Below are 20,657 nucleotides of genomic sequence, written 5' to 3'. Positions count from 1 at the left end.
TTAGAGGTGATTGAAATGAGTATGAGAGCAAACCGTGTCGGCGAGCAGATGAAAAAAGAGCTTGGGGATATTATCAGCCGTAAGCTGAAAGACCCGAGAATCGGTTTTCTGACTGTAACAGACGTACGTGTTTCTGGTGATTTACAAATTGCAAAGGTGTATATCTCCGTTCTCGGCGGAGAGAAAAAGAAAGAGGAAGCGCTGAAAGGGCTGGAGAAAGCGAAGGGATTTATCCGTTCGGAAATCGGCAGCCGAATCAGACTCCGCAAAACGCCTGAGCTTGAATTTGAATTCGATGAATCCATTGAATACGGAAACCGTATTGAAACATTGATTCATGAACTGCATTCAGATAAACCATCTGAATAATCCGGAAAAAGAGGATGGGCGTATGTCGTCTGTCCTCTTTTCTGCGTCTGAAAGACACAAATGAAAACAATTCAGAAGGAGCGAAGGACAGATGGTTAACGGAGTTCTCCTTTTACATAAACCTGTCGGCATGACCTCGCACGATTGCGTGATGAAAATAAGAAAGCTGTTAAAAACAAAAAAAGTCGGGCATACGGGAACGCTTGATCCCGAAGTGTCAGGCGTGCTGCCGATCTGTGTCGGACGGGCCACAAAGATCGTCGAGTACGTCACAGAAAAATCAAAAACGTACGATGCAGAGATCACCCTCGGTATTTCGACATCGACTGAAGATCAGACGGGGGAAACAATCAGCGTAAAACCTGTTGAGACGCCGATAGCTGAGGAAGACATCAAAAACGTATTGGAAAGTCTTAAAGGGCCGCAAGAGCAAGTGCCGCCGATGTATTCCGCCGTTAAAGTCAACGGTAAAAAGCTGTATGAATATGCAAGAGCGGGAATTGAGGTAGAACGTCCGAAGCGAAAGATCACGATTGAAGACATAGCCCTCACTTCACCTGTCACGTATACGGATGACACCGCGTCGTTTCGTTTCAACGTAACGTGCACGAAAGGGACGTACGTCCGGACATTGGTGGTTACGATCGGTGAAAAGCTCGGCTACCCCGCTCATATGTCGCATCTCATCCGCACTGCTTCCGGAGATTTCAGCCTTGAAGAGTGTTTTACGTTTGAGGAGCTTGAACAGCAGGCAGCCAATGGCACTGTCGCGGATCACGCAGTACCGATTGAAAGAGCGCTTAATCATTTGCCGAAATGGGTCATAAGTGATACATTAGCTATGAAAGCAGAAAACGGGTCAGTATTTGAAACCCCGGCGCAATTTTCTGCAATGACAAGCGACGGCCGTATAGCGGTCTGTACTGAAGCCGGAGAATGTGTGGCCATTTATATGCCGCATCCTACAAAAAAAGGACTGTTAAAACCGGCCAAAGTACTGATGCAAAAAAGCGAACAATAAGAAAAAAGGTGACCGTTCTGTGAAGACGATACATATTTCTCATCCGCATCATTTACAAAAGGAAGAGCAGGCAGCGTCCGTGATGGCTCTCGGCTACTTTGACGGCGTCCATTTAGGGCATCAAAAAGTAATCGGCACCGCCAGACATATTGCCGAAGAAAAAGGCCTTTCCCTGGCCGTCATGACATTCCATCCTCATCCGTCCCATGTTCTCGGCAGAGACAAAGAGCCTAAGGATTTGATTACGCCGCTTGAAGACAAAATCAGCCAAATTGAGCGTTTAGGCGCGGATGTGCTGTATGTGGTGAAGTTTGATGAAGCGTTTGCCGCCCTTTCTCCCAAACAGTTTGCAGAGGATTATATTCTAGGGTTAAACGCCCGGCATGCCGTTGGGGGATTCGATTTTACGTATGGAAAATACGGAAAAGGCACGATGGACACACTGCCCCTTGATCTGGAAGGTAAGGCTGATTGCACGACTGTCGAGAAACTGACCGAGCAGGACAGGAAAATCAGTTCCACTTATATTCGATCGGCGCTGCAAAACGGCGATGTTGAGCTGGCGCACACCCTTCTCGGACAGCCTTATTTCATAAAGGGCATTGTAATCCACGGTGATAAAAGAGGGCGGACCATCGGGTTTCCGACCGCGAATGTCGGTTTACATAACAGCTATATCGTACCTCCGACAGGCGTCTATGCCGTCAAGGCTGAGATAAATGGAAACGTTTATGAAGGGGTCTGCAATATCGGCTATAAACCGACGTTTTATGAAAAACGCCCGGATCAGCCGTCTATTGAAGTCCATTTGTTTGATTTTGACCAAAACGTATACGGGGAAACCGTGAAAATTGAGTGGTATAAACGCATCCGGAGTGAACGGAAGTTTAACGGAATTGATGAATTAACCGCTCAAATCGAGAAAGATAAACAGGAAGCAATCCGTTATTTCAGCAAATAACGGAAAGAAAGTGAAAAAGTGTACAAATTTTATTCTAAAATATTTGCATACGGGCGCGATTTTTAGTATCATATATTTCGTAGTCTTAAAACCATTGCTTGGCAATCCGAAGTCACCGACGGTTGCTAGGTAACTGGGGCTAATTATGATATGGAGGTGAAACAGGATGGCAATTACTCAAGAACGTAAAAACCAACTCATCAGCGAGTTTAAAACACACGAATCTGATACTGGATCTCCAGAAGTTCAGATCGCTATCCTAACAGACTCAATTAACAACTTGAACGAGCATTTGCGTACTCACAAGAAAGATCACCACTCACGTCGCGGTCTTCTTAAAATGGTAGGTAAACGTCGTAATCTTCTTACGTATCTGCGTAATAAAGACGTAACTCGTTACCGTGAGTTAATTAACAAACTAGGCTTACGTCGATAATCGTAAAAAGCGGGAGGATTCCCGCTTTTTTATCGTATTAAAGCGAAAAAAATGTTGATCAATACATTGAAATCCTTTTACATACTACTTTGACATTGATATGTTCAATTCATTTCGTTCATAATAGGAGTAATTGATTATTTCACACATAAAGAGAGGAGCTCGTAATCGAATGGGACAAGAGAAACATGTCTTTACCATAGATTGGGCCGGCAGACAGCTTACAGTAGAAACCGGCCAGCTTGCCAAACAGGCAAACGGCGCTGTCATGGTCCGCTACGGCGATACCGCAGTGCTCAGCACAGCAACTGCATCAAAAGAACCGAAACCGCTTGATTTTTTCCCGCTTACCGTTAACTATGAAGAAAGATTATACGCAGTAGGTAAAATTCCGGGCGGCTTTATTAAAAGAGAAGGCCGGCCGAGTGAAAAGGCTATTTTAGCCAGCCGTCTGATTGACCGTCCGATCCGCCCGCTTTTCGCTGACGGATTCCGTAATGAAGTACAGGTCATCAGCATTGTGATGAGTGTCGATCAAAACTGCTCTTCTGAAATGGCGGCTATGTTCGGTTCATCACTGGCTCTTTGCGTATCAGATATTCCGTTTGAAGGCCCGATTGCGGGTGTGACGGTGGGCCGCATTGACGGTCAGTTCATCATCAATCCGACGGTTGACCAGCTTGAAAAAAGCGATATCAACCTCGTCGTTGCAGGTACGAAAGACGCAATTAACATGGTGGAAGCCGGAGCAGATGAAGTTCCTGAAGAAATCATGCTTGAAGCGATTATGTTCGGCCATGAAGAAATTAAACGCCTGATTGCATTCCAAGAAGAAATTGTCGCTGCAGTCGGCAAAGAAAAGACTGAGATTGCCCTGTATGAAATTGATGCAGAACTCAGCGAAAAAGTGAAAAGTCTTGCAGAGCCGGATCTTCTTAAAGCGATTCAGGTTCATGAGAAGCATGCGCGTGAAGATGCCATTAATGATGTGAAAGATGCAGTCGTTGCTAAGTTTGAAGAAGAAGAGCACGATGAAGATATCATTAAAAAAGTGAAACAAACGCTGTCTAAGCTTGTGAAAAACGAAGTGCGCCGTTTGATCACAGAAGAAAAAGTCCGTCCTGACGGCCGCGGCGTCGATCAAATCCGCCCGCTTTCTTCAGAAGTCGGCCTTCTTACTAGAACACACGGCTCCGGATTGTTTACAAGAGGACAAACACAAGCGCTCAGCGTTTGTACGTTAGGCGCCCTCGGAGACGTTCAGATTCTTGACGGCTTAGGCGTTGAAGAATCAAAACGGTTTATGCATCACTATAACTTCCCGCAATTCAGTGTTGGTGAAACAGGACCGATGCGCGGCCCGGGACGACGTGAAATCGGACACGGGGCTCTTGGAGAGCGTGCGCTTGAACCTGTCATTCCGAATGAAAAAGACTTCCCGTATACGGTTCGTCTTGTATCAGAAGTGCTTGAATCAAACGGTTCAACATCACAGGCAAGTATTTGCGCCAGCACACTTGCGATGATGGATGCAGGGGTTCCGATTAAAGCGCCTGTTGCGGGTATCGCGATGGGACTTGTGAAATCAGGCGAGCACTATACTGTATTAACGGATATTCAAGGCATGGAAGATGCCCTCGGTGACATGGACTTTAAAGTAGCCGGCACGGCAAAAGGCGTTACCGCGCTTCAAATGGACATTAAAATCGAAGGCCTTTCAAGAGAAATTCTTGAAGAAGCGCTTCAGCAGGCGAAAAAAGGGAGAATGGAAATCCTTAACAGCATGCTGAGCACGCTGGGTGAATCAAGAAAAGAACTTTCTCAATATGCGCCGAAAATTTTAACGATGACAATCAATCCGGATAAAATCCGTGACGTTATCGGACCAAGCGGCAAGCAAATCAATAAAATCATTGAAGATACCGGTGTTAAAATCGATATCGAACAAGACGGCACCATCTTTATTTCTTCTACTGATGAGAGCAGCAACCAAAAAGCGAAAAAAATCATCGAAGATCTTGTCAGGGAAGTAGAAGTCGGCCAGCTTTACCTCGGTAAAGTCAAGCGAATTGAGAAATTCGGAGCTTTCGTTGAAATCTTCAGCGGAAAAGACGGTCTCGTTCATATCTCTGAACTTGCGCTTGAACGCGTCGGCAAGGTTGAGGATGTTGTAAAACTCGGCGATGAAATGCTTGTGAAGGTAACCGAAATTGACAAGCAGGGTCGAGTAAATCTGTCACGCAAAGCAGTGCTGCGTGAGGAAAAAGAAAAAGAAGAACAACAATCTTAAATGAAAACCTAACAAGGAGCCTGGGAGACCCGGCTTCTTTATTTTGAGAATGACTGCATGCGGGTTCTACCTTGTCCTCCTCTTACATAATGTGTGGTGAGGGGGGAAGGACATGTTGAAAAAATTCGTGCCGTTTGCCGTTTTTTTATTTCTTTTTTTTGTTTCGTTTGAAATGTTAAAAAATCCGTACACAGTTGATTACATAGACGCAATGAAGAAAGACGCAGTGACTGTTTCAGCTTCAAAAGATTCGCTCTACGAAGAATTGCAGCGAAAAGCGCCGGAGTATGAAGTAAAGGCTCAAGACGCAAGAATCGACAAAATATGGAAAAGTATACCTGGCTATAACGGTTTAAAAGTCAATGTGGAAAAATCCTATAAGCAAATGAAAAAGGATGGAGAATTTCATGAAGATGACCTTGTGTATGAGCAGGTAAAGCCGAAAGTTCATCTTGATTCTCTTTCACCTGAGCCCATTTATAAAGGAAATCCGGACAAACCGATGGTTGCTTTTTTAATAAATGTAGCGTGGGGAAATGAATATGTGGAGCAAATGCTGCCTATTCTGAAAAAGCAGCAAGTCAAAGCGACCTTTTTTCTGGAAGGAAAATGGCTGAAAAACAATCAGGAACTGGCCAAACAAATAGCAGCGGACGGACATGAAATCGGAAATCACTCATACAATCACCCTGATATGAGCAAACTGACTTCAGGAAGCATTTCCGAACAGCTTGACAAAACCAATGCACAAATCAGCAAGACGCTCGGTGTAAAGCCGAAATGGTTTGCGCCGCCAAGCGGCAGCTTCAGAAAAGCGGTGGTTGACATTGCTGCGGAAAAAGGAATGGGCACCATCATGTGGACCGTTGATACCATTGACTGGCAAAAACCGTCTCCGGCTGTTTTACAAACAAGGGTGTTGAGCAAAATACATAATGGGGCCATGATTTTAATGCATCCGACTGATCCGACAGCGAAAAGCCTGGACGTGTTAATTACGAAAATTAAAGAAAAAGGCTATGCACTCGGTTCAGTGTCTGACTTAATGGATGAAAACAGGCTGATGAAGTAGCAGGCGGCAGTTTGCCTGCCTTTGAATAGGAGGAACAAACTTGATAAAACGCTATACATGCCAAAATGGTGTAAGAGTTGTGCTTGAAAATAATCCGACAGTGCGGTCTGTGGCAATCGGCGTCTGGATCGGAACGGGTTCACGCCATGAAACGCCGGAAACCAACGGCATCTCACATTTTTTAGAGCATATGTTTTTTAAAGGGACAAATACGAGATCCGCACGTGAAATCGCAGAATCCTTCGACCGTATAGGCGGACAAGTGAATGCCTTCACTTCAAAGGAATATACGTGTTATTACGCGAAAGTGCTTGACGAACATGCAAACTATGCGCTTGATGTGCTGGCGGATATGTTCTTTCATTCTGCTTTTGATGAAAATGAACTCAAAAAAGAAAAAAATGTCGTATACGAAGAGATTAAAATGTATGAAGATGCACCGGATGACATTGTCCATGATCTGCTGAGCAAAGCAACGTACGGCAATCATTCGCTCGGTTACCCGATTCTCGGTACAGAGGAAACGCTTGCTTCTTTTAACGGTGATTCCCTCAGAAAGCATATGGATGATTTCTACACGCCGGACCGTGTCGTCATTTCTGTTGCCGGCAATGTGACGGAGCAATTTATCAAAGACGTTGAGAAATGGTTCGGTACATACGAAGCAAAAGGCAAAGCGAGCAGTATCAGCGAGCCGGAGTTTCATTATGAAAAGCTGACAAGAAAAAAAGATACCGAGCAGGCACACCTCTGCCTCGGTTTTAAAGGTCTGAAAGTCGGGGACCCGGACATCTACGATTTAATTGTGCTGAACAACGTGCTTGGCGGAAGCATGAGCAGCCGGCTCTTCCAAGATGTGCGTGAAGATAAGGGGCTGGCTTATTCTGTATACAGCTATCACAGCTCTTATGAAGACAGCGGTATGCTGACGATTTACGGCGGCACCGGCGCCAATCAGCTCGGGCTTCTGTCAGAAACGATCCAAGAGACGTTATCGGTTTTAAAACGTGACGGCATTTCTCCGAAAGAGCTGGAAAACAGCAAAGAGCAAATGAAGGGAAGCCTGATGCTAAGCCTAGAAAGCACAAACAGCAAAATGAGCCGTAACGGAAAAAATGAACTGCTGCTCGGCAAGCATAAAACAATGGATGAAATCATCGGTGAATTAAATGCGGTCAGCTTAGAAAGCGTCAACGGCCTCAGCCGCCGCTTATTCACGGATGACTATGCATTATCATTGATCAGCCCGACAGCCAGCATGCCTGCCTCAACATAAGCAAGAAAGCGGTCTGCCTCTATATATGGGGCAGGCATTTTTTTATGCTGAAGGTCATATAGTACAAGGGGGTGTCTATCATGAGGCTTAGTGAACTATCAGGTAAAGAAATCGTAGACATTAAACGGGCTGAGCGGCTCGGAGTGCTCGGCCAAACCGATTTGGAAATTAATGAGCAGGACGGACAAATTACGGCCCTTCTCATACCGACGGTAAAATGGTTTGGTTTAAGAAAACAAGGCCATGACATTCGTGTCCCCTGGAACCATATACAAAAAATCGGATCAGATATGATTATTTTAGACGTGCCCGGGGACATCACTCCTCCTGAAAGGTAAGATTCTTAATTTACAGCATCGGCTTATCAGCGCCGATGCTTTTTTATTGAAAAAAAATACTGTACATTCACCGCCCTTTCTATTCGAACATACGATGAAGAGGAGAATGACACTTAAAAGATCCAGTAACTGTAAAGAAGGTGAACGTTTCATATGTTAACCGGATTGACAATTGCGATCATTGGCGGTGACGCAAGGCAGCTTGAGATTATAAGAAAGCTGACAGAACAGCATGCTGATATTTATCTCGTAGGATTTGACCAGTTAGATGACGGTTTTACAGGAACCGTAAAATGCAAAATCGATGACATACCATTTCAGAAAATAGACAGTATGATCCTGCCCGTATCAGCAACAACCGGAGAAGGTGTTGTCTCGACGGTTTTTTCAAATGAGGAAGTGGTGTTAAAGCAGGAGCATCTTAATCAGACACCGGCGCATTGCGTCATCTACTCAGGCATCTCAAATGCCTATCTGGAAGGAATCGCCCAAGAAGCCGGCCGACAGCTCGTTAAATTGTTTGAGCGGGACGATATCGCGATATTTAACTCTATTCCGACGGTTGAAGGAACGATCATGATGGCTATTCAGCATACTGATTACACCATCCACGGATCGAGTGTGGCCGTTCTCGGATTAGGGCGCACCGGCATGACAATCGCCCGGACATTTGCGGCTTTAGGAGCAAAGGTAAAAGTGGGGGCGCGAAGCTCGGCGCATTTAGCCCGTATATCCGAAATGGGGCTTTCTCCTTTTCAAATAGAAGAGCTTGCAGACCATGTGAATGATATTGATATCTGTATTAATACTGTGCCGAGCTTGATTTTAAATCAAAACGTTTTGTCACGGATGACACCGAAGACCCTGATTTTAGATTTAGCTTCCCGTCCGGGCGGAACGGACTTCAAATATGCTGAAAAGCAGGGCATTAAAGCGCTGCTTGCCCCGGGACTTCCGGGAATTGTCGCGCCGAAAACAGCCGGCCAGATTATTGCAAATGTCCTCAGCAAGCTTTTGGCAGATGTAAAGAAAGAGGGGGAATAGCCATGTCTCTGAATGGGAAAAGAATCGGATTCGGATTAACCGGCTCACACTGCACATATGATGCCGTCTTTCCGCAAATCGAAGCGCTTGTAAATGAAGGAGCTGAAGTCCGTCCTGTCGTAACGTCCACCGTCCAATCAACCGACACCCGATTTGGAGAGGGAGCGGAATGGGTCAGAAAAATCGAAGAGCTGACTGGGTTTGAAGCGATAGACTCAATTGTAAAAGCAGAGCCTCTCGGGCCGAAGCTTCCGCTTGATTGCATGGTCATCGCCCCGCTGACGGGAAATTCAATGAGCAAGCTGGCAAATGCAATGACCGACAGTCCGGTGCTGATGGCCGCGAAAGCCACAATCAGAAACGGCCGTCCTGTCGTGCTCGGAATTTCGACAAACGACGCGCTCGGATTGAACGGCACGAATTTGATGAGATTGATGTCAACCAAAAACATTTTCTTCATCCCGTTCGGTCAGGATGATCCTGTTAAAAAGCCGACATCGCTCGTCGCTAAAATGGAGCTGCTTCCGATAACGGTTGAAAAAGCCCTTCTGCATGAACAGGTTCAGCCGGTGCTTGTACAGCATGATGAATAAAATGATTAAATATACAGAAAATCTTTGCGGAATAAAAAAATTCAGTCAATCCGTGACTATTCTATGGTAAAATAAAACGTAAAATGCATAGTCAATTCAACAAATGATGCTTAATTGGCGGAAGGAGTTTTACAGATGGGAAGAGGATTACATGTAGCAGTTGTCGGAGCGACGGGAGCTGTAGGACAGCAAATGCTGAAAACACTGGAAGACAGAAACTTTGAAATAGAAACACTCACACTACTATCCTCAAAACGCTCTGCTGGTACGAAAGTAACGTTTAAAGGCGAAGAATATACGGTGCAGGAAGCCGTTCCTGAAAGCTTCGAAGGCATTCACATCGCTTTATTCAGCGCCGGCGGAAGCGTATCACAAAGCTTGGCGCCTGAAGCTGTAAAACGCGGAGCTATCGTCATTGACAACACAAGTGCGTTTCGCATGGATGAAAATACACCGCTTGTCGTGCCTGAAGTGAACGAGGCTGATCTGCATGAACATAACGGTATTATCGCCAATCCTAACTGCTCAACCATTCAAATGGTGGCGGCTCTTGAACCGATCCGCAAAGCATACGGCTTGAAAAAAGTCATTGTTTCTACTTACCAGGCAGTGTCCGGTGCGGGTAATGAAGCGGCCAAAGAACTTTACAGCCAGACAAAGGCGATTTTAAATAATGAACCGGCAGAACCATCCATTATGCCTGTTAAAGGGGACAAAAAGCATTATCAAATCGCTTTTAATGCCATCCCGCAAATTGATAAATTCCAAGATAACGGCTATACGTTTGAGGAAATGAAAATGATTAATGAAACGAAAAAAATCATGCATATGCCGGAGCTGGAAGTAGCGGCGACATGTGTCAGACTGCCGATTGAAACAGGCCACTCCGAATCTGTCTATATTGAACTAGATCGTGATGATGCAACGGTTGAAGACATCAAACATCTTTTAAAAGAAGCACCGGGCGTTACGCTTCAGGATGACCCGGCGGAGCAGCTTTACCCAATGCCTGCCGATGCCGTCGGCAAACGCGATGTATTTGTGGGACGAATCCGTAAAGATTTGGACAGAGCAAACGGTTTTCATTTATGGGTTGTTTCTGATAACCTGTTAAAAGGCGCTGCTTGGAACTCAGTTCAAATTGCGGAAAGCCTGCAAAAACTGAACCTCGTATAAAACGAAACGTATTTTTCTATAGGCGAACAGAAGAGAGTAAGGCTCTGCCTGCTCTCTTCTGTTACGTCAGACTAATTTGGAGTGAAAATAGTGAAGATCATTGTTCAAAAATTCGGCGGAACATCCGTAAAGGATGACAAAGGACGTAAGCTCGCGTTATCGCATATTAAAGAAGCCATCAGTGAAGGATATAAAGTCATCGTTGTCGTGTCGGCGATGGGCAGAAAAGGAGACCCGTATGCAACAGATTCTCTTATCGGGCTTCTTTACGGCAGCCAGTCTGATATTTCTCCGAGAGAGCAGGATATGCTTCTGTCTTGCGGGGAAACGATCTCTTCTGTTGTTTTTACCAGCATGCTTAAAGAAAACGGGATAAAAGCCGCGGCTTTGACAGGAGCCCAGGCCGGCTTTTTAACAAATGCCCAGCATACCGATGCCAAGATTCTTGAAATGAAAACAGAGCGGCTGTTCGCGGCGCTCGCCAATCATGAAGCCGTAGTTGTCGCAGGTTTTCAGGGAGCCACTGAAAAAGGCGACACGACGACGATCGGAAGAGGAGGCAGCGATACGTCGGCAGCAGCGCTCGGCGCGGCGGTCGATGCCGATTTTATTGACATTTTTACGGACGTGGAAGGCGTTATGACAGCCGACCCGAGAATCGTTGAGAACGCCAAGCCGCTTCCGAATGTCACATACACGGAAATCTGCAATCTGGCTTATCAAGGCGCGAAAGTCATTCATCCGCGCGCAGTGGAAATCGCTATGCAGGCAAAGGTGCCGATTCGCGTGCGCTCCACCTATTCAAAAGACAAAGGTACATTGGTGACGTCCCATCATTCTTCAAACGTCGGCAGCGATGTTTTCGAAAGATTGATTACCGGAATCGCTCATGTAAAAGATGTGACGCAATTTAAGGTTCCTGCTAAATTAGGGCAATACAACGTTCAGACAGAAGTCTTTAAAGCTATGGCAAATGCCGGAATCAGCGTCGATTTCTTTAATATCACGCCGAGCGAAATTGTTTATACCGTGGCCGGCAATAAAACGGATGCCGCGCGCAGCATTTTGGCCGATTTAGGCTATGAGCCTACGGTAACGGAAAGCTGTGCAAAAGTGTCAGCGGTCGGAGCCGGTATTATGGGTGTGCCGGGAGTCACGTCGAAAATCGTCTCAGCGCTGTCTGACAAAGGCATTCCTATTTTGCAATCTGCCGACAGTCATACTACGATTTGGGTTCTTGTCCATGAAAAGGATATGGTGACGGCCGTAAATGCTTTGCATGAAGTGTTTGAACTTTCAAAGTAAATGTGATTGAATCATGATGAGGTGAAAAAAATGAATGTCGGAAATATATCTACAGCGATGATTACGCCCTTTGACAATAAAGGGAATGTAGACTTTCAGAAGCTGTCTACATTAATTGACTATTTGTTGAAAAACGGAACGGATTCTTTAGTCGTTGCGGGCACAACGGGAGAATCCCCGACCCTTTCAACAGAAGAAAAAATTGCACTCTTTGAATTTACTGTCAAAGAAGTGAACGGACGGGTTCCGGTCATTGCGGGGACGGGAAGCAACAATACGAAAGACTCAATCAAACTGACAAAAAAAGCGGAAGAAGCCGGCGTCGATTGCGTCATGCTTGTCACGCCTTATTATAATAAACCTTCACAGGAAGGAATGTACCGCCATTTTAAAGCCATAGCTGAAGAAACGTCTCTTCCGGTTATGCTTTACAATGTGCCGGGCAGAACGGTTGCTTCACTTGCGCCGGAAACGGCGATCCGGCTGGCTGAGATTCCGAATATCTCAGCTATTAAAGAAGCGAGCGGCGATTTGGATGCCATTACGAAAATTATCGCGGAAACGCCGGAGGATTTCTACGTCTATTCCGGTGACGACGGTTTAACGCTTCCTGTTCTTGCGGTGGGCGGAAGAGGGGTCGTGTCAGTGGCGAGCCATATCGTCGGCCCTGACATGCAGCAGATGATTAAAAACTATACAAACGGGCAAACGGCAAATGCGGCGCTGATCCACCAGAAGCTTTTGCCGATTATGAAGGAGCTGTTTAAAGCGCCTAATCCGGCTCCGGTCAAAACAGCGCTTCAGCTGAAGGGCCTTGATGTCGGATCTGTGCGTCTTCCTCTTATCCCGCTGAATGAAGATGAGCGGCTGAGCCTGAGCAGCGCCATCAGCGAACTGTAAGAAAAAATTCATACAGTGAACATAAGCGGTCATTCTCATCTTTATCATGAGTTTGACCGTTTTGTCTACATATTGGTTTTCCCTAAACCCTCTGCTTCAGCTTGTTTTCTAAAATTGATATCAGTTATAATAGAAACAAGTGATGATGGACGGGTATGAGACTAGGAGGATATAGATTTTGAAAAAGAAAAATACAGAAAACGTCAGAATTATCGCCCTTGGCGGTGTCGGAGAAATTGGGAAGAACCTATATGTCATCGAAATCGACTCAGACATATTTGTAGTTGATGCAGGGCTGATGCATCCGGAAAATGAGATGCTCGGAATTGATGTCGTCATTCCGGACATTTCTTATTTAGTTGAACGGGCTGACCGCGTGAAGGCCATCTTTCTGACACACGGACACGATGAAAACATCGGAGGCGTCTTTTATTTATTGAACAAGCTGTCAGTTCCCGTATACGGAACAAAACTTACACTTGCTTTGTTAAGAGAAAAACTGAAGCAGTACGGACACAATCGAAAAGCTGATTTACGGGAAGTTCACTCAAAATCTGTCATTACATTCGAATCAACAAAAGTATCGTTCTTTAAAACGATCCACAGCATTCCGGATTCAGTGGGAGTCAGCTTCAAAACATCACTTGGCTCTATTGTATGCACGGGAGACTTTAAATTTGACCAGACGCCCGCTTATCACCAATCATGTGATATCGGCGAGATCGCAAAAATTGGAAACAGCGGCGTGCTTGCCCTGCTTTCAGACAGCGCCAACGCTGAGCGGCCGGGGTATACTCCATCTGAAGCGTATGTAAGCGGAGAAATTTCTGACGCGATGTACAATTCAGAAAACCGGGTCATCGTTGCCGTATTTGCGTCAAATATCAATCGCATTCAGCAAGTCATTCAGGCTGCTGCCCAAAACGGCCGAAAACTCGCCATAGCCGGAAAGAACCTGCAAAACGTGCTTCAGCTTGCGCGCAAGCTCGGCTATATCGAAGCCGATGATGAATTGTTCATTCCGGTTCAAGATGTGAAAAAATATCCGAAACGCGAAGTGGCGATTGTCACGGCAGGAAGCCACGGCGAGCCGTTAGCCGCTCTGACGAGAATGGCGAAACAAGCGCACAAGCAGCTCAACATCGAAGAAGGGGACACTGTTGTCATCGCGTCAACGCCGATTCCGGGACACGAACTGATTTATTCTAAAACCGTCAACCTTCTCGTGCGCGCCGGCGCTCAAGTTATTTTCGCCCAAAAACGCGTGCATGTGTCAGGCCACGGTTCTCAGGAAGAATTGAAGCTGATGCTTAATTTGCTAAAACCGAAATATTTGATTCCGGTCAACGGCGAATTCAGAATGCAAAAAGCACATTCAAAAATCGCTGAAGAAATCGGCATGAAACGCAGTGATATTTTCTTAATCGAAAAAGGCGACGTTGTCGAATTCCGCGGACAGAATGTGAAAATCGGTGATAAAGTATCTTACGGAAACGTCCTGATTGACGGCCTCGGTGTCGGTGACATCGGCAATATCGTATTAAGAGACCGCCGCTTATTGTCACAAGACGGTATTCTGATTGTCGTGATTACGCTCGATAAGCAGAAAAAACACCTTGTATCAGGTCCGGAAATTATTACGCGCGGTTTCGTTTATGTCAGAGAGTCAGAAGGGCTGATTGTACAAGCAACTGAGCTCGTCCGCTCTATCGTGACGGAAGCGACGGAAACGTCCGCCGTAGAATGGTCAACATTGAAACAGGCGATGCGCGACGCGTTAAACCAATTCCTTTATGAAAAGACAAAACGCAAGCCGATGATCATCCCGATCATTATGGAAGTATAATGTAAACAAAGCCGGAGCGGCCGAAAAAGCTCCGGCTTTGTTTTTCGTTCTCCCCGGATGGAAACCCGATTCTTTGTTCATAATACAAAGAGACATTCGGAAAGGGTGAAAGTAAAATGGATCATCGTATGGAAAACAACGAAGAACAGCAGCCCGAAAAAACAGATGCGAAAGACAGTATCATGAGCAAAATTCAGCAGCTGGGAGAAACATCTCTTCCGCAAATGCCTCAAGATACCAATATTCATTGCCTGACAATCATCGGGCAAATTGAGGGGCATGTACAGCTCCCGCCGCAAAACAAAACAACCAAATATGAACATGTCATCCCGCAAATCGTGGCCATCGAGCAAAATCCGAAAATTGAAGGCCTTCTGATCATATTAAACACTGTCGGCGGTGACGTGGAGGCGGGGCTTGCGATTGCCGAAATGCTGGCGTCATTATCAAAACCGACTGTTTCGATCGTGCTTGGAGGCGGTCACTCCATAGGCGTTCCGATTGCCGTGTCATGTGATCACAGCTTTATAGCCGAAACCGCGACCATGACCATTCACCCGGTTCGTCTTACGGGGCTTGTAATCGGCGTCCCGCAAACGTTTGAATACTTGGATAAAATGCAGGAGCGGGTCGTGAACTTTGTTACGAATCACTCCAATATTTCTGAAGAAAAATTCAAAGAACTCATGTTTTCAAAAGGAAATTTAACTCGGGACATCGGTACGAATGTCGTCGGAAAAGACGCGGCTGATTACGGTTTAATTGATGACGTCGGCGGAGTCGGCCAGGCGATTAAAAAGCTGAACCAGCTTATTGAGGAACGAAAGGGCGAGGAAGGAAGGATAATTCAATGATTCTTTACACCGTCATGCCCCAAGAAGTCGTCTATCAAAGTGAGCAGGAGCAAAGCGTGCATGAACAGGTTGATTACGCAGGTGTGCCGCTGCTCGTTGAAATGAAGGGAAATGAAGCGGAAGTCGTGCAAATTTTAAGTACGAACCCGATGGATTTTCTGAATCCCCACATTGCCCCCGGGCAAAAACTTAAGTTGAATCTAACCGGCATTCAGTCCGCTTCTCAGGGGCAAAATATGCTATAATAGGGGAATCCTACAGAAAAATGCAGCCGAAAGAAGGCTGCTTTTCTTCATGATGTATGATTTTACATTTTTTAACGCAGTAAGGTGATGAGTATGGCCAAGAAAAAACGGAAATCAAAAAAGAAACAAGAGAGCAAGCTCAACATAAAATACGAACTATGCGGATTACTCTGTGTTGCGATCTCGATTATAGCCGTTTTGCAGCTCGGCGTTGTCGGACAGACCTTTGTGTATTTGTTCCGTTTTTTTGCGGGAGAGTGGTTTATTTTATGTTTGCTGGCGTTATTCCTTTTAGGAATTTCGTTATTTTGGAAAAAGAAGAGTCCTAGTCTTTTAACGAGAAGAAAAGCCGGATTGTATTGTATTATCGCCAGTCTTTTGCTTTTGTCTCACGTCCAGCTTTTTAAAAATCTGTCTCATCACGGATCCATTCAGTCAGCGAGCGTCATCAGTAATACGTGGGAGCTGTTTATGATTGATATGAATCAGCAGGCGGCTTCACCAGATTTGGGCGGAGGCATGATCGGTGCGGTTCTGTTTGCCGCGTCCCATTTTTTATTTGCGTCAACAGGTTCTCAAATTATGGCGTTTGTGCTGATTCTGATGGGATTGATACTGGTTACGGGACGTTCTCTTCAAGAAACGCTCATAAAGTGGACAAGCCCCATCGGCAGGTTTATAAAAGGCCAATGGCTGGCATTTATTGAAGATATGAAAACGTTCAAAACAAATATGTCTTCTCCGAAAGCAAAAACAAAATCGGGCAAAAAACAAAAACGGGTGCAAAAGAAAAAAGAAGAGCCTGAACCGGAAGAAGAGGACGAAGAAATTATGTCGCCTATCATCCATTCAGAGCCGATTATCTCAAGCTTTTCAGACCGCGAGGAGCAGGCAGAACAGCCGATGATTCTGGAAAAAGCACATGTGCCTGCCCAAGGGGCGAAAGAAGAGCAGATAACCGTTCAAGACTCTGACGAAACGGCCGCGGCTCCGCCGATGACCTTTACAGAGCTTGAAAATAAAGACTATCAAATGCCTTCACTCGACATATTGGCGGATCCTAAGCATTCAGGACAGCAAACTGACAAGAAAAACATTTACGAGAATGCAAGGAAGCTGGAACGGACGTTTCAAAGCTTCGGTGTGAAGGCAAAAGTAACACAGGTCCATCTCGGCCCCGCCGTGACAAAATACGAAGTATATCCTGACGTAGGCGTCAAGGTCAGTAAAATCGTCAATTTGAGCGATGACCTTGCTCTTGCGCTTGCAGCAAAAGATATCCGGATAGAAGCGCCGATCCCGGGCAAATCGGCCATCGGCATCGAGGTGCCGAATGCTGAAGTGGCGATGGTTTCATTAAAAGAAGTGCTGGAATCCAAGCTGAACGACAGGCCGGATGCGAAGCTGTTAATCGGCTTAGGCCGGAATATTTCCGGCGAAGCGGTGCTTGCGGAATTAAACAAAATGCCCCACTTACTCGTAGCCGGAGCAACGGGAAGCGGAAAAAGCGTTTGTGTCAACGGTATCATTACGAGCATTCTTATGAGGGCAAAGCCTCATGAAGTAAAAATGATGATGATTGACCCGAAAATGGTCGAACTGAATGTGTATAACGGCATTCCGCATCTGCTCGCTCCGGTCGTAACAGACCCGAAGAAAGCGTCACAGGCTTTGAAAAAAGTCGTCAATGAGATGGAGCGGCGCTATGAGCTGTTTTCTCACACGGGAACGAGAAATATAGAAGGCTACAACGATTATATCAAGCGGTCGAATGCCGAAGAAGAAGAAGTCAAGCAGCCTGAACTGCCTTACATCGTCGTCATTGTTGACGAGCTTGCCGATCTGATGATGGTTGCTTCGTCGGATGTGGAAGATTCTATTACGCGGCTCTCACAGATGGCAAGAGCCGCCGGAATCCATTTGATTATCGCGACACAGCGGCCTTCGGTGGATGTCATTACAGGGGTCATTAAAGCGAATATCCCGTCAAGAATCGCTTTCAGCGTCTCTTCCCAAACAGATTCCCGGACGATTTTGGACATGGGCGGCGCGGAGAAGCTTTTAGGCCGCGGAGATATGCTGTTTCTGCCTGTCGGCGCCAATAAACCGGTGCGGGTGCAGGGTGCATTCCTATCTGATGAAGAGGTTGAGCATGTCGTTGAGCATGTCATTACTCAGCAAAAGGCGCAGTATCAAGAAGAAATGATTCCGGATGAAACGCCTGAAACACACAGTGAAGTAACAGACGACCTGTATGATGAAGCTGTCGATTTAATAATCGGCATGCAGACGGCATCTGTCTCCATGCTTCAAAGACGGTTCAGAATCGGATACACGAGGGCGGCACGATTAATTGACGCGATGGAAGAACGCGGAGTCGTCGGACCGTATGAAGGAAGCAAACCGAGGGAAGTATTATTATCGAAGGAACAATATGATGAGCTCTCTTCTTAAATGAAGAGAGCTTTCCCATGTATGCTTGTTACTCATAACAAACTTATGTCAACCAGCGCATCCCTATTTATTTTTTTGACAAAACATGATATAGTTGTCCCAATTGTTCAATAATTTATCGAAAGTGGTTTACGGAGGGGAAACATGTCTACAAAAGCTGACAATCGTCACTTGTATTTAAAAGTGATTGAGCGAATCAAAGAGGATATTAAAAACGGAATTTACACCGAAAAAGAAAAGCTTCCTTCTGAATTTGAGCTTTCAAAATCAATGGGTGTCAGCCGGGCAACTCTGCGTGAAGCTTTACGTATCCTTGAAGAGGAGCATGTGATTATCAGAAGGCACGGTGTGGGCACTTTTGTCCATACAAAACCGCTGTTTCTTTCAGGTATTGAACAGCTCAACAGCGTGACCAAAATGATCAAACAAGCGAATATGGTGCCGGGAACGATTTTTTTGTCGTCCCAAGTCATTGCGCCGTCTGATGAAGATATGTCAAGATTCCAGCTGCAGCGTGACCAGGAGCTTTTTTATTTGGAACGCGTCAGAACGGCCAGCGGAACGCCTGTCGTTTATTGTTTAGATACGATTCCGATGGATATTCTGCCAAGTTCTTTCTGCCATGAGCAAGAGTCCATTTTCGACTTGATTGAAAAAAATTCCGGGTCTGTGATCAGCTATGCTGTCGCTGATATTGAACCGATCGGATATCATGATAAGATTTCGCCTGTTTTGGAATGCGAACCGGAGACCGCGCTTTTATTGTTAAAACAAACGCACTTCAATCAGCATGATCAGCCTGTGCTGTATTCTTTAAATTATTTTCGTGCTGACAAATTCAGCTTCCATGTATTAAGAAAACGTTTTTAAGACAGACGCTTACACGTGTCTGTTTTTTTATTTGTCCCGTTTGTACATACTTTGGTTCAAAGCAAGGCACAATGAAAGAGAAACAACCAAGTACAGTGAATGGGTGAATATGTTGAGTAACAAAAATGGAACGAAAAATATTATTGCTTTATCTTCTGTACCGCTCGTCATGACACTTGGGAATTCAATGCTGATTCCCGTGCTTCCGATGATTGAAAAGCAGCTGTCCATCTCGTCCTTTCAGGTGTCGTTAATTATAACGGTCTACTCGATAGTGGCGATTATTTGTATTCCGATTGCGGGATATTTGTCGGATAAATTCGGAAGAAAAAAGATCCTTTTGCCCTGTCTGCTGATAGCGGGGGCGGGCGGAGCGCTTGCTGCATTTGCCTCGACCGCCTTTAAGAATCCCTATCCGATTATTTTGGCCGGGCGGGTGCTGCAAGGCATTGGGTCAGCAGGGGCTGCGCCGGTTGTCATGCCGTTTATCGGGGATTTGTTTAAGGGGGATGATGAGCAAGTTACGGCAGGGCTCGGCGATATTGAAACCTCCAACACTGCCGGGAAAGTTTTAAGTCCGATTCTCGGATCGTTACTGGCATCTTGGTATTGGTTTATGCCGTTTTGGTTTATCCCGTTTTTTTCACTCATCAGCTTTTTTCTCGTCTTATTTTTAGTGGAAAAGCCCAAAAAGCAAAACGAAGCACCCTCTATTTCTGAATTTGTGAAAAAAGTGGGCGGCATTTTTAAGCGGGACGGACGCTGGCTTATCACAGTGTTTATCATCGGCTGTGTGATCATGTTTTTACTTTTCGGCGTTCTTTTTTATTTATCAGAAACGCTTGAGAAAAAATACGGGATTGACGGCGTGGCTAAAGGCGGTCTATTGGCAATCCCGCTTTTATTTCTTTCGGTCAGTTCGTATATTGCAGGAAGAAAAATCGGCAAAAAGCAAGGCAGGATGAAGTTTTGCGTTGTTGCGGGAATGAGCGCTGTGACACTGTCGTTTATCGGCTTATGGTGGAATCACAGTTTTTATTTTTTATTTATTTTTCTGTGTGTCAGCGGAATTGGCATCGGAATGGCTTTGCCGGCTTTAGACGCCGTCATCACAGAAGGCGTGGAGAACGAGGAATCCGGCACCATTACCTCATTTTATAACAGCATGCGGTTTATCGGAGTGGCGGCGGGACCGCCGATATTTGCCGCATTGATGTCAAATGCAAGCTGGCTGATCTTTATTTTGTCCGCTTTTTGCGGCATCCTCTCGGTACTTTTAGCGGTGTTTAATGTCTCCTCAGAACAAAAAGAAAAAAAGGAATCTTTAAAGACGGTGTAATCTGCACTGTCTTTTTTTATTTTCGACACGATTCGTGATCGTTATTTTGAACGATACCGCCCTCGGGCGTTTGTCCCTCTTGCAGCCGCGGGTTAACCGGGTGCGCAATTGTAGTGCTGCCGGTAATGGTCAATATATCCGGAAGTGCCCTTTCGAAGCCGAAACATAAAGCTGCAGCCTCTGTCTGTTTTCCGGCAGAAGTTTTTTGTTTCCTTATAAATCCTCCAGTTGATATAATTACATTCACGCACTCTTTTTTGCGAATGCT

Annotated in this window: 19 protein-coding genes; all 19 read left to right on the top strand. The window is 45.6% G+C overall.

The genetic code is table 11. The annotated features are described in order from the left end of the window. Positions 1-15 precede the first annotated feature (15 nt). The 19 genes from rbfA (at position 16) to bcbE (ending at position 20,389) form a co-directional block, all read left to right on the top strand. A complete protein-coding gene (gene rbfA / locus KY305_RS05205) occupies positions 16-369 on the top strand; it encodes a 30S ribosome-binding factor RbfA (protein ID WP_003154185.1) in 354 nt (117 codons plus the stop codon). A 91-nt stretch (positions 370-460) separates the two neighbouring features. Then, entirely contained in the window at positions 461-1,390 is a 930-nt protein-coding gene (truB, locus tag KY305_RS05200; protein ID WP_223061671.1) for a tRNA pseudouridine(55) synthase TruB, read from the top strand. Between the two features lie 19 nt (positions 1,391-1,409). Next, the gene (gene ribF, locus KY305_RS05195) at positions 1,410-2,351 is read left to right on the top strand and encodes a bifunctional riboflavin kinase/FAD synthetase (RefSeq protein ID WP_223061670.1); all 942 of its coding nucleotides are present in this window, start codon (positions 1,410-1,412) and stop codon (positions 2,349-2,351) included. 166 nt (positions 2,352-2,517) lie between these two features. Then, entirely contained in the window at positions 2,518-2,787 is a 270-nt protein-coding gene (gene rpsO / locus KY305_RS05190; protein WP_003154182.1) for a 30S ribosomal protein S15, read from the top strand. A 172-nt stretch (positions 2,788-2,959) separates the two neighbouring features. Further along, on the top strand, positions 2,960-5,077 hold the full coding sequence (gene pnp, locus KY305_RS05185; RefSeq protein WP_223061669.1) for a polyribonucleotide nucleotidyltransferase: 2,118 nt from the start codon (positions 2,960-2,962) through the stop codon (positions 5,075-5,077). Positions 5,078-5,189: 112 nt separating this feature from the next. Next, on the top strand, positions 5,190-6,149 hold the full coding sequence (locus tag KY305_RS05180; protein WP_223061668.1) for a polysaccharide deacetylase family protein: 960 nt from the start codon (positions 5,190-5,192) through the stop codon (positions 6,147-6,149). Between the two features lie 40 nt (positions 6,150-6,189). Beyond that, positions 6,190-7,425 (top strand): M16 family metallopeptidase, encoded by a 1,236-nt coding sequence (locus tag KY305_RS05175; protein ID WP_223061667.1) that lies wholly within the window; start codon positions 6,190-6,192, stop codon positions 7,423-7,425. A gap of 80 nt (positions 7,426-7,505) precedes the next feature. Beyond that, on the top strand, positions 7,506-7,763 hold the full coding sequence (locus KY305_RS05170; protein ID WP_223061666.1) for a YlmC/YmxH family sporulation protein: 258 nt from the start codon (positions 7,506-7,508) through the stop codon (positions 7,761-7,763). A gap of 153 nt (positions 7,764-7,916) precedes the next feature. Beyond that, positions 7,917-8,807 carry a dipicolinic acid synthetase subunit A gene (dpaA, locus tag KY305_RS05165; RefSeq protein ID WP_223061665.1) on the top strand — a complete coding sequence of 297 codons (891 nt, stop codon included), beginning with the start codon at positions 7,917-7,919 and terminating at the stop codon, positions 8,805-8,807. 2 nt (positions 8,808-8,809) lie between these two features. Further along, the gene (dpaB, locus tag KY305_RS05160; protein ID WP_223061664.1) at positions 8,810-9,400 is read left to right on the top strand and encodes a dipicolinate synthase subunit B; all 591 of its coding nucleotides are present in this window, start codon (positions 8,810-8,812) and stop codon (positions 9,398-9,400) included. A 135-nt stretch (positions 9,401-9,535) separates the two neighbouring features. After that, the gene (asd, locus tag KY305_RS05155) at positions 9,536-10,576 is read left to right on the top strand and encodes an aspartate-semialdehyde dehydrogenase (protein ID WP_223061663.1); all 1,041 of its coding nucleotides are present in this window, start codon (positions 9,536-9,538) and stop codon (positions 10,574-10,576) included. A gap of 90 nt (positions 10,577-10,666) precedes the next feature. Next, positions 10,667-11,881, top strand: coding sequence for an aspartate kinase (gene dapG, locus KY305_RS05150; RefSeq protein WP_223061662.1), 1,215 nt, complete (start codon positions 10,667-10,669; stop codon positions 11,879-11,881). 30 nt (positions 11,882-11,911) lie between these two features. Then, entirely contained in the window at positions 11,912-12,781 is an 870-nt protein-coding gene (gene dapA / locus KY305_RS05145; protein WP_061520570.1) for a 4-hydroxy-tetrahydrodipicolinate synthase, read from the top strand. A 178-nt stretch (positions 12,782-12,959) separates the two neighbouring features. Beyond that, entirely contained in the window at positions 12,960-14,627 is a 1,668-nt protein-coding gene (rnjB, locus tag KY305_RS05140) for a ribonuclease J2 (protein WP_223061661.1), read from the top strand. A 116-nt stretch (positions 14,628-14,743) separates the two neighbouring features. Then, the gene (locus KY305_RS05135; RefSeq protein ID WP_214799218.1) at positions 14,744-15,481 is read left to right on the top strand and encodes a ClpP family protease; all 738 of its coding nucleotides are present in this window, start codon (positions 14,744-14,746) and stop codon (positions 15,479-15,481) included. After that, the gene (locus KY305_RS05130; protein ID WP_061528759.1) at positions 15,478-15,726 is read left to right on the top strand and encodes a YlzJ-like family protein; all 249 of its coding nucleotides are present in this window, start codon (positions 15,478-15,480) and stop codon (positions 15,724-15,726) included. The genes KY305_RS05135 and KY305_RS05130 overlap by 4 nt, the downstream gene beginning before the upstream one ends. Positions 15,727-15,819: 93 nt before the next feature. Continuing rightward, positions 15,820-18,180, top strand: a complete 2,361-nt coding sequence (locus tag KY305_RS05125; protein WP_223061660.1) for an FtsK/SpoIIIE family DNA translocase — start codon at positions 15,820-15,822, stop codon at positions 18,178-18,180. Between the two features lie 144 nt (positions 18,181-18,324). Then, positions 18,325-19,050, top strand: a complete 726-nt coding sequence (locus tag KY305_RS05120; protein WP_223061659.1) for a GntR family transcriptional regulator — start codon at positions 18,325-18,327, stop codon at positions 19,048-19,050. A gap of 46 nt (positions 19,051-19,096) precedes the next feature. Further along, on the top strand, positions 19,097-20,389 hold the full coding sequence (bcbE, locus tag KY305_RS05115) for a bacillibactin exporter BcbE (RefSeq protein ID WP_316252435.1): 1,293 nt from the start codon (positions 19,097-19,099) through the stop codon (positions 20,387-20,389). Positions 20,390-20,657 lie beyond the last annotated feature (268 nt).

Origin of the sequence: Bacillus sp. YC2 (assembly GCF_019891195.1) — a bacterium.
GTDB lineage: Bacteria > Bacillota > Bacilli > Bacillales > Bacillaceae > Bacillus.
This window is presented reverse-complemented; position numbering and strand designations above follow the sequence as displayed.

Coding starts and splice junctions, on each gene's coding strand:
- rbfA (WP_003154185.1), top strand. CDS start 16: ATGAGTATGAGAGCAAACCGTGTCGGCGAGCAGATGAAAAAAGAGCTT.
- KY305_RS05135 (WP_214799218.1), top strand. CDS start 14,744: ATGGATCATCGTATGGAAAACAACGAAGAACAGCAGCCCGAAAAAACA.
- dpaB (WP_223061664.1), top strand. CDS start 8,810: ATGTCTCTGAATGGGAAAAGAATCGGATTCGGATTAACCGGCTCACAC.
- KY305_RS05180 (WP_223061668.1), top strand. CDS start 5,190: ATGTTGAAAAAATTCGTGCCGTTTGCCGTTTTTTTATTTCTTTTTTTT.
- dpaA (WP_223061665.1), top strand. CDS start 7,917: ATGTTAACCGGATTGACAATTGCGATCATTGGCGGTGACGCAAGGCAG.
- KY305_RS05130 (WP_061528759.1), top strand. CDS start 15,478: ATGATTCTTTACACCGTCATGCCCCAAGAAGTCGTCTATCAAAGTGAG.
- dapA (WP_061520570.1), top strand. CDS start 11,912: ATGAATGTCGGAAATATATCTACAGCGATGATTACGCCCTTTGACAAT.
- KY305_RS05170 (WP_223061666.1), top strand. CDS start 7,506: ATGAGGCTTAGTGAACTATCAGGTAAAGAAATCGTAGACATTAAACGG.
- KY305_RS05125 (WP_223061660.1), top strand. CDS start 15,820: ATGGCCAAGAAAAAACGGAAATCAAAAAAGAAACAAGAGAGCAAGCTC.
- rpsO (WP_003154182.1), top strand. CDS start 2,518: ATGGCAATTACTCAAGAACGTAAAAACCAACTCATCAGCGAGTTTAAA.
- KY305_RS05120 (WP_223061659.1), top strand. CDS start 18,325: ATGTCTACAAAAGCTGACAATCGTCACTTGTATTTAAAAGTGATTGAG.
- pnp (WP_223061669.1), top strand. CDS start 2,960: ATGGGACAAGAGAAACATGTCTTTACCATAGATTGGGCCGGCAGACAG.
- truB (WP_223061671.1), top strand. CDS start 461: ATGGTTAACGGAGTTCTCCTTTTACATAAACCTGTCGGCATGACCTCG.
- asd (WP_223061663.1), top strand. CDS start 9,536: ATGGGAAGAGGATTACATGTAGCAGTTGTCGGAGCGACGGGAGCTGTA.